The organism is Paenibacillus sp. J31R30, assembly GCF_059692115.1.
In genome coordinates this window covers 33601-49655 of the sequence record NZ_JCAUAV010000019.1, presented here as the reverse complement: position 1 = coordinate 49655, position 16055 = coordinate 33601, and the positions used below count along the sequence as shown (strand labels likewise).

12 protein-coding genes are annotated in these 16055 nt (G+C 38.5%); all 12 read left to right on the top strand.

Annotation, left to right across the window (positions count from 1 at the left end; genetic code table 11):
* The first annotated feature begins 3 nt into the window (after positions 1–3).
* Entirely contained in the window at positions 4–1737 is a 1734-nt protein-coding gene (locus AC58QO_RS31455; RefSeq protein WP_497272575.1) for a histidine phosphatase family protein, read from the top strand.
* Entirely contained in the window at positions 1734–2795 is a 1062-nt protein-coding gene (locus tag AC58QO_RS31450; protein ID WP_497272573.1) for a GTP pyrophosphokinase, read from the top strand. The genes AC58QO_RS31455 and AC58QO_RS31450 overlap by 4 nt, the downstream gene beginning before the upstream one ends.
* Positions 2796–2848: 53 nt before the next feature.
* Positions 2849–3625 (top strand): class I SAM-dependent methyltransferase, encoded by a 777-nt coding sequence (locus AC58QO_RS31445; protein ID WP_497272571.1) that lies wholly within the window; start codon positions 2849–2851, stop codon positions 3623–3625.
* Between the two features lie 245 nt (positions 3626–3870).
* Positions 3871–5652 (top strand): Cas10/Cmr2 second palm domain-containing protein, encoded by a 1782-nt coding sequence (locus AC58QO_RS31440; protein WP_497272569.1) that lies wholly within the window; start codon positions 3871–3873, stop codon positions 5650–5652.
* Positions 5649–6299, top strand: a complete 651-nt coding sequence (locus AC58QO_RS31435) for an RAMP superfamily CRISPR-associated protein (protein WP_497272567.1) — start codon at positions 5649–5651, stop codon at positions 6297–6299. The genes AC58QO_RS31440 and AC58QO_RS31435 overlap by 4 nt, the downstream gene beginning before the upstream one ends.
* Entirely contained in the window at positions 6296–7963 is a 1668-nt protein-coding gene (locus tag AC58QO_RS31430; protein ID WP_497272565.1) for a hypothetical protein, read from the top strand. Before AC58QO_RS31435 ends, AC58QO_RS31430 begins: the two co-directional genes overlap by 4 nt.
* Positions 7960–9330 carry an RAMP superfamily CRISPR-associated protein gene (locus AC58QO_RS31425; RefSeq protein ID WP_497272563.1) on the top strand — a complete coding sequence of 457 codons (1371 nt, stop codon included), beginning with the start codon at positions 7960–7962 and terminating at the stop codon, positions 9328–9330. Before AC58QO_RS31430 ends, AC58QO_RS31425 begins: the two co-directional genes overlap by 4 nt.
* On the top strand, positions 9327–9752 hold the full coding sequence (locus AC58QO_RS31420) for a hypothetical protein (protein ID WP_497272561.1): 426 nt from the start codon (positions 9327–9329) through the stop codon (positions 9750–9752). Before AC58QO_RS31425 ends, AC58QO_RS31420 begins: the two co-directional genes overlap by 4 nt.
* Positions 9749–11929 (top strand): TIGR03986 family type III CRISPR-associated RAMP protein, encoded by a 2181-nt coding sequence (locus tag AC58QO_RS31415; protein WP_497272559.1) that lies wholly within the window; start codon positions 9749–9751, stop codon positions 11927–11929. The genes AC58QO_RS31420 and AC58QO_RS31415 overlap by 4 nt, the downstream gene beginning before the upstream one ends.
* Entirely contained in the window at positions 11919–13181 is a 1263-nt protein-coding gene (locus tag AC58QO_RS31410) for a Card1-like endonuclease domain-containing protein (RefSeq protein WP_497272557.1), read from the top strand. The genes AC58QO_RS31415 and AC58QO_RS31410 overlap by 11 nt, the downstream gene beginning before the upstream one ends.
* A gap of 21 nt (positions 13182–13202) precedes the next feature.
* Positions 13203–14621, top strand: coding sequence for a TIGR02221 family CRISPR-associated protein (csx2, locus tag AC58QO_RS31405; protein WP_497272555.1), 1419 nt, complete (start codon positions 13203–13205; stop codon positions 14619–14621).
* Between the two features lie 646 nt (positions 14622–15267).
* Positions 15268–16053 (top strand): CRISPR-associated endonuclease Cas1, encoded by a 786-nt coding sequence (gene cas1 / locus AC58QO_RS31400; RefSeq protein WP_497272632.1) that lies wholly within the window; start codon positions 15268–15270, stop codon positions 16051–16053.
* Positions 16054–16055: the final 2 nt, after the last annotated feature.

Below are 16055 nucleotides of genomic sequence, written 5' to 3'. Positions count from 1 at the left end.
TCGATGAATACTTGCTTGATTTGTACTGTGGGGATTTCTTTGCTTTTCGGTTTGAATCGAAAAATAGAACTACAGGCTTTGGCCGATCAGCCTCCAAAGGATATCGCAAATGCGTTATTATCCATGTCTGATGGCTACGAAGTATCGGCTGAAACTAATACTGTTTATCATTTGCTGAAAAAAGAAAATGTCTTAGATGAACGAAAAAGTTTATACCTGCTTATATCAGATTCCGAAAAAGGGCAAAGAGTCGGAAGTATTCTGGAACACTATTTCAAGGGCATGTTTAAGCAAGTGAGCGTTATTCCTATTCAAGGACTTGATACACAGGATCCTCAGTTGTTCAGAGACGAGGGTTTGAGAAATTTGGTTAAATATATGTCTCAAATTATTCTGACGAAGCGAGAAGCCGGCGAAGAATGTATTATAAATGCAACAGGAGGATATAAAGCGCAAGTCTCCTTCTGCGCGATTATTGGGCAAGTGTTGCAAATCCCTGTTTATTACCAATTCGAGAGCTTTCCCGATGTCGTAAAATTACCGAGTCTCCCAGTCACATTAGATGTAAATGCTTGGCTGCTACATTATCCGATTCTTAACAAGCTCTATCAATTTGGCTCCTTGCCCAGCCATCAACTTGAAGCGCAAATTTCTGTCTCTCCTAATATCAGCGATTATATAGAAGAATCGAACAAACAATATCGACTCTCATCTGTGGGCTTATTGATTCACGAAGTCCTGATGCAGAAGTTTCCCAAAATAGGTCAATCGTATCTGCCACAGCCTGCGGAAAAGCATACTGTAATTATTGATGAATCGCAGTCATCCAAGTATCCGCTTTCTTTACAAACCATTCTGGAAAGCATTAGTCGGTTGAGCTATGTGAAGGATATAAAGCACTTGAGTTGGAAAGAAAAAATGGTTGGTAGGACCTTTTTTAAGCCAGGACCTTTAAACAGTGACACCATATCGGGGAGTTTTACAGAAGGACGCCATACATGGATCTTTGAATTGCATACGACAGCAAGTAACCAATGTGAATTGCACGCGGCATGCGTAGATTTAAATCTTCGTTTCGGCCATCCGTTCGAAGCACCTAAACCAGGGACTGTCGAATTTATTCTGATCCGTCATGGTCAACACACAGGTGAAGCCGAAAAACGCATTGAGGGATGGGCGGATTTTGAACTGACAGAAACCGGCAAGATCCAAAGTGAGTTGTTGGCGCAGAAAATAAAGAACCAATTCTCAATCGATGCTCTTTATTCGAGCTCATTGAAAAGAGCCAGACAAACAGCACAAATCTTGGGAGATGAGATTGGATTACAACCCACTTGCTTAGATGACCTACGTGCAATGAACTATGGGTTGTCCGGAGGGCTCACCAAAGACGATGCCAGAATACGTTATCCATTGCCTCGTGACGGGCATTTGTATCATAATCGTTCATGGGGAAGAGAGACGGAATGGGAGTTTAGCCGACGCATTCTTGAAACCTTTTATGAAATCTATTACACTCATCCTGGTCAAACGGTTGCCTTGGTGACACATGGCCGCGCGATTTCAACGATAATTAGAGAATTGGCGCAATTGCCCATAAGTAAAGATTTTCGTATCGAGACAGCAGATACGTCAATCCATCAATTTACGATGGGGTCAGATAAAACGGAACTCAAACGATTGAATGATGCCGATCATCTTAATCAGGTCACATTTGAAATGAGACATTTAAAATGACAACTCCAATTATACAAGACCAGTTGATGGAGAGATTTGATGAGATATATCCCCAGTATGAAGCCTATATGGAGCATCTTACTAATGAGATCGAGGAATCGTTGGTTCGTCAAAAAATAGCTTATCATTCCATCAATGCACGGGTTAAGGATCGAGAGAGTTTACAGAGGAAGATCGTTTCCAAAAGAGGCCGATATACCGAATTAGGAGATATCACAGATCTGGTTGGCATTCGCATCATCACTTACTTTTCCGAAGATGTAGATGAAGTGGCCAAGTTAATCGAGAAACAATTCAATATTGACGCAACAAATTCTATAGATAAGCGAAAGACGCTTGATCCGGACCGATTCGGCTATTTATCCTTGCATTATGTGATCCAGGGCCATGGTCCTCAATCATTCGCCGGTTTAAATGCGGAACTTCAAATACGATCGATTTTGCAGCATACCTGGGCAGAAATTGAACATGATCTGGGATACAAAAGCGAAAGTACGATTCCGGTGGACATTCGTCGCCGATTCTCTAGACTGGCCGGTTTGTTAGAAATTGCTGACATCGAGTTTTCCGCCATTCGGCAACAATTGACTCGATTCGAAGAAAAGCTATTAAAAGACATGCTCGACAAACCGGATACTGTTCGACTTGACGCACAAACGCTGAACGTATATCTTGACTGTATGCCCCTTGTGAAGGAACTAGATGGGCGTATCCTTGCCGCCCAGAATCAGTCAAATGCGTCTGAAATCTACAATGTCTCGGTATTACTTGAGCAGTTATATTACTTTAATATCGATTTTGTCAATAAACTTAATCTACAGCTTCATACATTTACTGAACTTATCCCGTTATTTGGAGAAATCATAATGAAGAAGGAAGGGCTGAATTGGATGACCGGTAGCGGAATCTCAATCCAAATTATGCTCTGCGTAATGGTAGCTAGCACGGAATCCATAGATCAGATAGATGACTTCTTAAAGCGCTTTTCATACGTTCCGCCTGAGCAATTGGAAGCAAGAGGGCGTGAACTGATCGCGTTGTATCGGCAAATGGAATAAGTTATGTCCAAAAAAGTCCTTAATATTAAGGAATAAGGTAGAGGGGATTATAGTTGGTTATTTCAGCGGGAAAATGGGACTCAACTGTATACGATAAACAGCTTTCTTTTGTTTCATCTTATGGACTAGACGTTGTAGATTTGCTGAACATTGTGCCTGGGGATCGTATATTGGATTTAGGTTGTGGAACGGGTGATTTGGCTAATGAAATGACAAACAGAGGCGCTTTGGTTACGGGCGTTGACTCATCGAAAGAAATGATTGAACGGGCATGTGTGAAGTTTCCTCAGATCAATTTCGAATATGGTGATGGAGAAAAAATATCCAGTTCCTCAGAGTATGATGCAGTATTCTCAAATGCAGCCATACATTGGATGAAGAATCATCGTGCTGTCATCCATTCTGTGCGAAATGCTTTAAAACCAAACGGGAAGTTTGTTGCTGAGCTCGGCGTAAAGGGAAATATGGACGCAATCATAAATGCTATTATTACGACACTTAAAGAAAGACATTCTATTGATGCTATCGAAAGAAATCCGTGGAATTTCCCCGTATATGTAGACTTTATTGACTTATTAGATAGCGGTGGTTTCGAGACCGACACTGCCTATGAATTCATGAGACCTACACCCTTAGATAGTGAAGAGCTGGGTTTGCGTAATTGGCTACATAGTTTTTCTGATATCTTCTTTCATGGATTTTCTAGTGAAGAAAAAAAAATCATGTATAGTGACATTATGAAACTCACGAAGCACGAGCTTTATGTCAAAGGCGTTTGGCACGTAGATTACAAACGGATTCGCTTTCGTGCATCACTTCGAGGTGAATAATCGGAGGGAACGATCGTTTTAGCAGTAGATAAGGCAGATAGTAAACCAAATGATTTTATGAGCAATGATAATAAAGGAGCAAGTCCAGTGATGAACTTGCTCTTTTTTACGTTGTAACCAATATGTATGTACGGATAGATTAATAAAAATAAAAATAACAATAAAAATACTAATAATCTTAGCGTTATTGTGTGCTTGGCACCACAACAAGCTTAGCTGCATCACGGGAGGCGAATTCGACTCCCGTGAATGTAACAATCGATGGGGTAGCACAAAAGACTAGATCAATGGTTGGAGGTATTTTGCACTACTTAAAGAATATTATTACAGAGATGACAATGACGATTTTCGAGGAGGATAGTATGACAGCATACATATTAATGGAAGTATCCAAGAAGCAAGATTACATTTTTAGAACGAATAAACTTAAAGAAAATATCGGAGCATCATATATCATTCAGTTTGTATCCGAAAAATTACCAGAGGAGCTATTAGAAAAACAGGCTGTTCCTCAATTTGAAATTATTATGGCTGGTGGTGGAACTACTATGCTGAAGTTTGTCACTCGTGAAGAAGCCATTCTGTTTAACCGTGAAATCACACGAAAAGTCCTTAAAGATTTTCCGGGATTAGAACTATTTGTCACTGTTACTAATGAGGGAATTGATCTCGATCAAGAAGAAATTTCAGATACAATTCAAAGACTTTATTCGCAGCTTGAAGGAAAGAAAAATGCACGCGAACATGCAGTAGGCCAAATTAGCTACGGAATTCACCATGTGTGTATCTCAACGCAATTGCCGGCTGCTCATGTTGATCACAGTCATGCCCGTGAGTTGATCTCCGATGAGGTTAAAATAAAGCGCGAATTCGCTGAAAAACTTACGGGGACTTGGAATAAAGTATTGGAGTGTGATTACACTTTCCCAAAAGTGCTTGAGGATCTTTGCCAAGAAGATGGCAAGAAGAGCTATATAGCAGTCGTGCATCTAGATGGAAATAAAATGGGGGTTAAAATAAAAAAATTTAAAGAACACTGTACGAAACTAGAATCTGAATCGATGAAGGAGTTTAATGAACGTTACTGCAGGGAATTTAAGGCATTTAGTAAACGTATTGATGCTATTTACAAAAAAGCCTTCAAAAAAGCATGTGAAGAACTTAACAAACACATTTTGTCTGCTCCATCGGACAGTCCACTTGCTCCATACCGTGAAAAATTGAAAGACGAGAACAATAAGGTTCTACCGATTAGGCCATTAATATTAGCAGGCGATGACGTTTCCTTTATTACAAACGGCTATGTGGGAATCGATCTAGCTCGAATTATGCTTCAAGAGATTCAACTACAGAAGCTAACCGTGCTGGAAGATACTAAATCAGAGGCGCTTCAGATGCATGCTTGCGCCGGTGTAGCACTTGTTAAGAAAAAGTTCCCGTTCAGCCGAGCTCATCACCTTGCTGAGGAGTTATGTAAGAAGGCGAAGGCATTAGTTGTTAATGAGGCTAAAGAGGATCGAAATGGCGGAACGGAAGAAGTTGAATATGACGCATCAATATTAGACTTCCATATTGTTTCTGGAGAGCCTGTTACAGATTTAGAGGACATTCGTGATCAGTACAAGACGTCCGATAAGCATGGTAATTCTGTATCTTTGACGATGAAGCCATTCCATGTTTCAGCTGAAAAACCGTCCCATATAACATCAAAAGAATCCATACTTACCAATAAAGTATGGAATGATTTTATGTGGTGGCGCAAATCTTTCATTACGATGAATGGCCCGAAAATCCCAAGATCTAAGATCAAAACCCTTCGTGATATTTTCTTCGAAGGCCCTGAAGCGACTGAAAAGTTTGTTCAAGATTCAGGACTTTCGAAAATATTTAATGGAATCTATTACAAATACGTTCCTCAAGGTAGTACGTTTGCACAGTATGGTAACCGTACGACGTGTGTATATTTAGATGCAATCGAAGCAATAGACCTATATGACCCAATGAAAGATGAGGGGATTACAGAATGAGCTGGAAAATTCGTATTGAATTATTGTCAGAAGCGATTTTAGGCAGCGGTCATGCTGTCCCTGGCGAGGTAGACTTAGAAGTTGTTAAAGATGAATATGGCTTTCCTTACTATAGAGGACGCACGCTAAAGGGGAAATTGCGTGAACATATGGAGGAAATTGAAAAAAGATTAAACAATGAAACTATGGTAGGACGATTATTTGGTGAGAGCGGTCAGCACTACAAACCGGATTCTACGGAAGGAATAGTTCGAATCGGGGACGCAGTTATTGATCCTGCTATTCACCAAGCTTTAGTTCATGCTATTCAGAATAAAAAAGTGACGAAGCGAGAGCTTCAGTCTTGCTTCACAGCTACTCGAACATTTACGGAAATTTCAAATGAAACAGGTACTGTAAAGACTGGATCATTAAGACGTATTCGTGTTATAAGAAGGGGCACTGTTCTAGAGTCTGATTTAAATGGACTTGAGAGCGTAACTTCGGACAATATTGGACTTCTTGCGGCAGGTATAAAAACACTTCGACATATTGGAACCATGCAGTCTCGCGGAAAGGGCGAGGTAGCTTGTTCACTTTGGAACAATGGTGCGGATGTCACGAATTTTTATATTAAACAATTACGAGAGAAGGTAATTGCACAATGATGACCTATGTTACATATCGAATCTATACAGAGCAGCGAGTGAAAATGGGCAGCCAAGGCTCGCAGTCTGATAATGAACGGGCACTTGATTATCTAGCCGGCTCTACATTACGAGGAGCTTGGATTTCAGCATATCTTAAAAAAAATCCAGGAATTGATCTAAGTGAAGTTCCTGCAGAAAGAGAACGGTGGCTGGCTGGAGGCATTAAGTTTCTTAACGGCTATCCAATGGAAGACAATAGTCGCGGCTTGCCGTTTCCTACTTGCTTGTTCACTTCTAAGGATGAGTGGAAACTGTTTGAAGAGACGAAGATTCTGAGTAATTTAAGTATTGGTTCAGACAATCAGGAGAGAACCAAACGACTTGTTCAAACCGATTTCATAAAATTTAACGAAAATAAAAGTGCACAGCTGATTAAAGCCAAACGTGCTCAACAATTACATATTACGGTTCGTGACAACCAATCCAATATGTATCGTTATGAGACTTTAGAAGCGAGGCAATCATTTGGTGCAGTACTGGCAATTCAAAATCTAGATGATTCGTTAAAAGAATTCATTCATTCATTAGAAGGGCAAGTCGTGTATTTAGGGGGAGCAAGAAGCGGAGGATATGGAAGGTGCAGAGTATCTGACATTCAACTTATTGAAACTAAGAATCCGGAATTATTGGCATTCCCTTCAACAGCTGATAATCATGTTTCAAGAACTTTATATGTTTATGCTCTGTCAGATCTTATGCTTAAAGATAGCTATGGACGGGTATTGTCTAAACCTGATGCATCAGATTGGGCGCAAAAGCTCGGAAACAATGTAGAACTTGAACTGCAAGATTCCTATATTAGCACGCAATTAGCAGCTGGATTTAATAATAAGTGGGGTGCTCGATTACCTCAAGTAAACGTAATTGCGAAGGGTAGCGTTTTCAAATATAAAGTTAAAGGTATGCTGGATGAACAAAAAATTATTCAGATGATGAATAATGGGGTAGGCTTGCGAAGGGAAGAGGGTTTTGGTCGCATTGCGCTGTTAAATGAACTGAATATCAAAGAAATTCGTAAAGGTAGTCAAGATGTTTCTGATAATTCGAGTTCAGACAACAATGAAACCGAACAATCAAAACAAGCAGAAATTCTCGGAAATCTTTCTGATAATCAAAAATTACAATTGAATCAAATTGTACAATCTGTCTTTATACAGAGATTGAATCAGCAAGTAAGTGCAAAAATTCTCGAAGATAGTGAACAAATCAACAAAGCATTCCTAAACTCTTCAGTAATTGGAAAGTTAATGGAGTTGTTTTATGATTTACAATCTCGAACTCCATCTGATGGACTTGCAAAGTTTTCAGAGTTTGATAGGTCACTTAGTACACGAGCAGATGGAAAGAGCAGGTCACATTCCCCATTGTACGATAAGCTAACCAAAGTTAAATGGGGTAAAACAAATACAACAATGTTAGATTATTTAAGATTAGTCGTAGAGAAATCGCAAGATGTGGCAGATTTCAAACAAGTGTGGAACACAACGAATTGGGAAATCAGCGGGATTAGTCCGAAATGGGATGGGACGTTCGTATATCGATTTAACATGCAATATTTTGGACAATTATTTCAACATGTCCTTCGGAATAAGAAGAACGAGCGAGAGGAGGCAGCAAGATGACAAAACAAAAATTTAAAGTTTCAAAACAATGGAATTTTGTATTGAAATCTATAGGGCCAATTCATGTTGGTGATACAGATGATGAATTGATGATTGATGATCACTCAGGCAAGGCGCTTATTCCAGGCTCATCATTTGCTGGAGCAATTCGTTCGTATGTGATTGCAGTACTTGGTAAGGCTGTTGCTGAGGAGCTTCTAGGCAGCTCTAATTCTAGTATGCAAACTGGGAGGAATATTTCCAAATTATTCGTATATGAGGCTCAATCTATTGAACCTGCAAAATTAGAAGTCAGGCATGCCGTAAGCATGCATCATAAGTATGGTTCGGCTAAGGACGGTGGGAAATTTGAGCGTACGTATGTTGCCTCACAGACTAAATATTTATGGAAGTTAAGGCTTGAAGGAAGCGATGAAGATGAATTTCAAAACCATTGTGAATTCGTCACACAAATTCTACAAGCCATTCATGCTGGAATTATTCGGATTGGGAAGTATAAAACATCCGGTGCTGGACATCTGAACCTTGTGAAGGTTGAAGAATTTGTTCATGATCAAACCAATCCACTTGACTTGTTAGATGGCTTGCTTGAGTTTAAAGGTAATGAAATCTCTGTAGAACAATTACTTAAAACAGAAAATGACTACAAGCATTATACCTACATTTTTGAGTGGAGCGGTAAGCCGGTTCAATCCATTCTTGTTGGCGGACCTTCATCGATCTATAGCGGCGGCCCAGACCGCAAACATGTTCAAAATGTACACGATGAGTATTTTATTCCAGGCAGTAGCTTTAAAGGATCCCTCAAACAACAGTGTGAACGAATAGCAGACTTCCTCGGTTGCAACACCTTGATTGAGAAGATGTTTGGAAGATCTGGTGATAAATCATTGGATGGTCAAATAAGCAAAATATATGTATCCGACGGGCATTATGAGCCAGATTTAGAACCGCTCGAAACAACGATGATTCGTATTGATGCATGGACGGGTGGTGTCCATAACGGCGCTATGTTACATGAACAATCTGTTCATGGAAGTTTAAAGCTTAACATTTTCTATAGACCTCATGCTCAAAGCCTAAATAATGAATTAGAGAACAACGCTATTGCAGGCTTATTAACTCTTGCTCTTCGTGATTTGAGCTTGCAGTCTTATGCGCTTGGAAGCGGTCAGCGCAGCGGTCGAGGTTATGTTGTAGGTAAAGAACTTTCAATTCAAGCGCCTGAAATTCAACCGGTGAAGATTCATTTTAATCATCAAAAGAACGAATCCATTGAAATTGACTCACAAGATGCGTCAAAAATTCAACATTGGATTGATCAGTTGCATCAACACGCCCAATCTGAGAAGGAGGATAAACGGTGAGCATACAAACGATAAACGAGATACAAAAACTGCTTCCATCAGACAGTGCCGAGATTGATGAGGCCGTACGATATATAAAATCATTTGGCATTCAACATATTCTTACCTATTATTATGATAGTGTTCAATTGACTGATTCGGATGCATGGAGAGAAGCCATTCAACACCAAGATAAGTTAATTGAAGCTCATCTGATTGGTAAGGAACAAGGAATTCACGTATATCGATATGAGGATCAATGGCACGCCACATTGATGAGTGAGTCTGAGGATGACAATGTGTTGACACGTCAACAGCTTTTAATAGATCGTTACGGCAAGTCAATGACTGTCCTTCATAAATTGTCCTATGACCTAGAAGGTCAAGCGTTTGTTGATTATATTCGGATCAGCGATGTTCAGAAGAATGGAGGGCGAGCATGAGTTATCAAAATAATAACAAGCCATCCAGTTATAGTGGGGATAAAGGCGGCGGTAATTCGAAAGACAGTGATACCTATGTTGGAGCGCCCTATAACTTTGTTTCATTCCCTGCAAATCCAATTGCACGATATGAGAATGAAGAACTGCTGCCTTCACATGCTAAATATGAAGAAGAAACGTATACTGGGGTTATCAATTATACACTAGAAGCAGTCACACCTGTTTTTATTTCAGACGGTAAAAGTAAGAGTCCTGAAGAAGAAAAAAATTTCTATCAGAATAATTATGGATATGCTCTTCCAGGAAATTCCGTTCGAGGCATGATTCGAAGTCTTGTAAAAATTTTAGGATGCGGGAATTATATTTCAGACATAGCAGACGGGCGTTTGACATATCGTGATTTAGCAAGTAAGAATCCTAAGCTTAGGAAAGAATACGCAGCACGAATTGGTGTTAGCAATGATAATCAGAGAAATAAAGAACAAGGTAAAACTGAACGCGCTTTACCAGAGAATTTAAGAGCAGGGTACATCTATTGTGATCAAGAAAATAACTATTATATACAACCTGCGATAAAGTTCCCTAATGATAAGACATATTTAAGTATTTCGGAATTTGCATTACGTAAAATAGCTAAGCACGACATCACAAAATCTATTAATTTTATGTACCATGAATCTGTTATGAATGAGTTAAATAAAGCTCCAAAAACAGACGGGAAAATTCAGAAAAAAGTAAAAGAAGATATATTGAAGAAGAATAAAAACGGGAAATACAAACCGTACTCAGTACAAGTGAAGTATTCCTTAAACGAACATAACAAGTTAACTGAAGTGTTTGCTTGTACTAAGAATGAAATTCTTGCGAATGGAAAACATCAAGGTGTTCTCCTTAACTCGAACTATATTCAAAATAAGGCATCTCATTATTTAATTGGCAACGAAAATAATGATTTACAGGCAATAAAAATTTCAGATGAGCGAATTAGAGCTTTTGAGAAGGATCTAACGATTACTAAAAAAAATAGTGACAGTTATGAATACTACCATTTACCTAAGTTTGGAAAAAGAAGACCATGCTTTTATGTTGAAGATCAGCAGGAAAGAATCATATATTTCGGATATACCCCATATCTTCGGATCCAGTATGACGGAACAATTCATGATGGTGTAGCTAGTACAATAAGAGATTTTCATGGAATCGATTATGCTGTTGCACTATTTGGATTTACTAATGATGATAATCGTAAGTTGAGTTATCGATCAAGATTATCATTCTTTGACGCTCAATTGGAAGAAGCAACTGTTTTCTCGGATAAACTGAGTGAAATTGTTTTAAGTTCACCTAAGCCAACAAGTTATACGCACTATCTTGTACAATCAGGTAATTCACTTATGACATTCAACAATAACGGCTTTCAATTAAGAGGGATTAAACAATATTGGCCTAGATTAAATCCAGAATTCTCAGCAATGGGAAATGGAAATGTAAATATAATTTCAAAGTTTAAACCTCTTGCAGAAGGTTCTAAGTTTATCGGTACGATATCATACAAGAATGTAACAAAGGATGAACTTGGATTACTATTGTGGGCATTGCAATTGAATGGAAAAGGTTATCACCAAATAGGTATGGGAAAACCTTATGGCTTTGGTTTAATGAAGCTTGCAGATATTGAATTAAAAGTAGAAAATCTACAAATAAAGTATCAGGCTTTAACAACTAATTATCTAGAGAAAAAGGATATTGATGAATTTATCTCTGATTATAAACAATATGTAATGCAAAAATATAAATTCGATATCGATAATCAAAGTCATGTAAAAGAATTATTGTTATTGCGTTCAAGTCGAATCGCTTATGATAAAGTTAAATATATGAGTTTAGTTGAGTTCAAGGCATTAAAACAATTGCCGACTATTGAAGACACACTCGGACTAAAATCTGATAAACCGGTCGAACTTAAAAAACAAGCGAGTTCTAGCCAACAAAAAAACTGGAACTCTAACAATTCCCATAGCAACGAACCAAAAAATAAAGACCGGCATCATCAAGATCGTACTGTAAATCAAAAAAACAAAAAACAGCAAAATGCTCCAACTCACAAAGAAGAATTTAATAATAATCCTTTTGCGGCTCTATTTAAAGACAAGAACGGCCTTCTGAATGATGACTAACACAACTCTAAGCAGTACTGCTTCAAATTCAATAATGTATATTTTAGTGGGGGAGCAACCGCTCCCTCTTGTTACGCCTATCCTTAGTGAACAGCCTTCACATGTTGTTTTCATTCATTCTGAATCACAGCATATGAACAAATTCGTGAATACATTAAAGAAATTTGTTCTTAAGAAATTGCCCAACACGATTGTGTTCAATTGGAATATATATCCATTTGAATTCCAAAGCTCGTATCAACAATTGGAAGAGGCTTATCGAGGGTTACCCAAACAGCTGGGTAGCCTTCAAGCATATTTAAATGTAACAGGCGGTACTAAGATGATGGCGTTATCCGCTTATGAAATAGCGAAGCAGCATGCCTGGAAAATTGTATATGTTGATGGTCAAAGCAATAATCTTGTTGATTTGCAAACAAGTCAAACAACTCCCCTGCCTGTCTTAACAGTAGATGACATCATTCAGCTGCAAGGCCTCCAAATTTTTAGTGAGCAAAATGATTTTTTTAATAAGCACAAGGCAATGCTTCGAAAAATGGTAAATTTCTTAGTGGAAATTCCCGAAAGAATTACATATTTCGAAAGATCTATAGCTTATTTTCATCAAGCCTATAAAAGATTCAAAATTGCTAAAGAATTTACGTCTGAAACTACACCTCTTGAATTTAATTGCGATAATCGTTCTGTTTTGCTCTCAAGTAATGATCTTAGTATTCTGCAAAAATTAAAAACAATTGGCTTGTTCGAAACTTGTGATATCCAGAATGGCAATCTGGAATGGAAATTTATGAATAAGACATTCAAAGACTTGTTCCTCAATCAGGGCATTTGGCTAGAGTTTTATGTATACGACACATTGCTTGAACTCATTGAAGAAGGTCTAGTAACAGATGTGCGAAGTGGTGTTCGTGTGCAGATGGATCCAGATCTTGAGCATGGAGAAACCATTGTCATGAATGAACTAGATATACTGTTTGTGGACAATCGCAATCGATTGCTTGGAATTTCCTGTAAAACTGGTAAGCAGACAGAAGGCAGCAACGGAACTAAAGCACTGACTGAAATCAAACAGCTTACGTCAAAGCTCGGAGGGGCGTATCATCGAACGGCAATCGCGTATTCTAGTGATTCTCCGAAATCAAACAAAGATGGATTTAAACATCGCGCTTCAACAGAACGTATTCAGTTATTGTTTGCTAAAAAAACGCAGGCCAATTTAATCCATGATTTAAGATCTTGGATAAATTCTTAATAAACTAATAGAGGTGTACAAATGGCTAAGAAGCTCTTCATGTTTCTAGGTACAAACTTTTATGAAGCAGTGTACTATCAATTGGGTAATCGATGTGCGTCGTATTCGAGGTTCGTGCAAATCGCACTGACTGAATTAATTTGTTGTCAGCCTGAGACCAGATGGACGAGTGAGGATCGAATTTATGTGTTTGGTACGAATAACTCCAAGGAAAACAATTGGAATTCCAGCATAATATCTAGAAAAAAATATGTTCGAAATGAGGAAATAGAAGCCGAATATTCAGGTCTTGAAGCAGAACTGACGAACCTAAATTTAGAAGCACAGGTTCATTGGGTGCATCTTCAAAGTGAACAAATGCTTTCCGAATCAGCGAACTGGAGTATATTTAATCAGCTTTCTGAACTTATTCAAGATAATGATGAGTTGTATTTTGATATTACTCATGGCTTTCGTACCTATCCTATTGTCTCAGGTGTAATTTGGAGCTTCCTCCGTACGCTGCGTCCTAATGTAAAGCTTGGTGGTGTATATTACGGGGCATTCGAGCAACTTGGAACAGCTAGTAAGGTGTCACAAATGCCAAAGGAAGAACGAATTGTTGAAGTAACAGACTTATCCTCCTTTTATAGATTATTGGAGTGGTCGAATGCTGCAAGTCAGTTTATCGAAACAGGCAGCTCGAAGAAGCTAACTGAAATTGCAAAAGATCATGTTCGCTCAATACGAGGAAGAGTAGATCAAGAATATATGACGCAATTCAATATTATTAATAATATTGTATCGAAGCAATTAGAAGAGTTGTATCAAACCTTGCTAACGTGCAGGATGTATAACTACAGTACCAAAACAAATGTGATTGACGATACCGTATCAAAAATAAAAGAAAACTATCACAAATTGCATGGCCTTCAACAACAAGCAAAGATTAGTGATCACATGCATCAGCTTGGTCCAATAGTTGAACTAATGCATAATATTGAAGACGTCATCAACCGCTTTCATGCGAACAAGCCTATTCTAAATTACTGGGAAGCAGCAGACTGGTGCATTCGTCACAGTCATACTCAAGCTGCTTACACCTACTTGCTCGAAGGCGCAATATCTAAAATTTGTCTTGAGGTTACCGGTTATGAATTGCCCGAAGGCGATGTGGGTATCCGCTTGGCCGTTGGAGCATCGATTAAATCAGGAAAAATCTTATTAAGGGACCAAAGTGGGGTAGCAGAGACAGGCAACGGTATTCAAAAATTCAAGGATGACTTTGAAAAATACTACTCGTTAATGGATCCGACTCATAGGACTACTATTGTCGAACTTAAGGATTTACGTAATGATATTATGCATGGTGGAATTAACAATTCAACAGCTAAAATATCTACATTGATAAGTAATATTAATGAGAAAAAGGATATATTAAAGCATTGGTTCTCAAAATAATCTATGACTTCACTGGATGAGGCGAGCAACATGAATATCTCCCAAATACCTACACTAAGTTTTACACGAAAAGGCTCAGGAGCTTGCTCCTGAGCCTTTATTTCAATAAAATGTGAATAAATTAAGATAATTCATGCTGTTATGTTTTACATGCGATTCAAAGTGCTCTAAAAGTACAATCGCATGTATAAAAAGCTCAAAATTGGGGGACGAGAAAAGTGGGGGAAATTAGAGGAAATAAAAGAAATACGAAGTTCGTTATTTGTAAACCATGGAATTATCCCAATCTAGTTTACATAATTTTCTCGAAAAAATTTCAATTTCAATCGCATGTAAAAAAGGACTTGCAAACCCGAGTCCTATAAGGGTAAAATAAGGGTCATCTGAAACACTAGCCCCGACTTTCAGGGGATTATCACATCTTTGCTTTGAGTGCAGCGAGTTCGTCTTCAACGTCAGTTGAAACACTAGCCCCGACTTTCAGGGGATTATCACATGTTGCCTAGGTTTACCCCTGTCATATCTTCCACTACGTTTGAAACACCAGCCCCGACTTTCAGGGTATTAAACTAATAAAAGTCTGTATGGTCTTTGTTTTTGAAAACAAACGACATGCAGACTTTTTTAGTTTGTTCAATCTCTCACAATTAGTAGCTTATTTAAGATTCTAATTTATTCATCACAAACCATGGCTTTAGTTTTGAAGGAAGGCATCGATGTTTCATTTTTCTCACTTCGCGGCAATAATCGAGGGAGATTAGTCAGCACACATAGCAAGAATGTGTATGTGAAGCAAGCGCAAGTTGCTTGGCATCAGGATCAGGTATTTCAGCTTCAGCTTGCTCGTATCCTTGTTGACGCGAAGATAGACAACACGCTGAATGTTGTAAATCAACGCAGATCCGGTAAGTCTGAAGCGCCTGTAGAATTGATTAGAAGAATTGAACAAGCCAAAAAGGAAGTAGGATCTGCCCAATCATTTGATCAACTTCGAGGAATAGAAGAAAGTGCCGCACGATATTACTTTCAATGCTTGGACTTATTTCTGCCGGAAGAGTTGAAATTTGTACGCATGACAACAAGACTTGATCCGATGCTTGGTTTCTTTCATCCCTTAAGAAATGGAAGGGTTAGCTTAGCACTGGATCACTTGGAGCCTTTTCGAGCATTATTTGTAGATAGATGGCTCATTAATGTTGTTCGACGAAGAGAAATCCGCAAGGAATTTTTTCATGGTGATCGTGCTAATGCGGTGTTGCTGACTGATGAAGGGCTCAAGAAATTTCTCGAGCTGTATCATTTGAGTTCCAGTAACAGAAAATATCAGAGCGAGTTAGAAAGACTTGTTTCAAGCTATGAAGATACTTTGATGGAGGGAAGACCAGATGTCTTCAAACGAGGGATTAAAGCGGTATTAACTAATTTGCTATGACA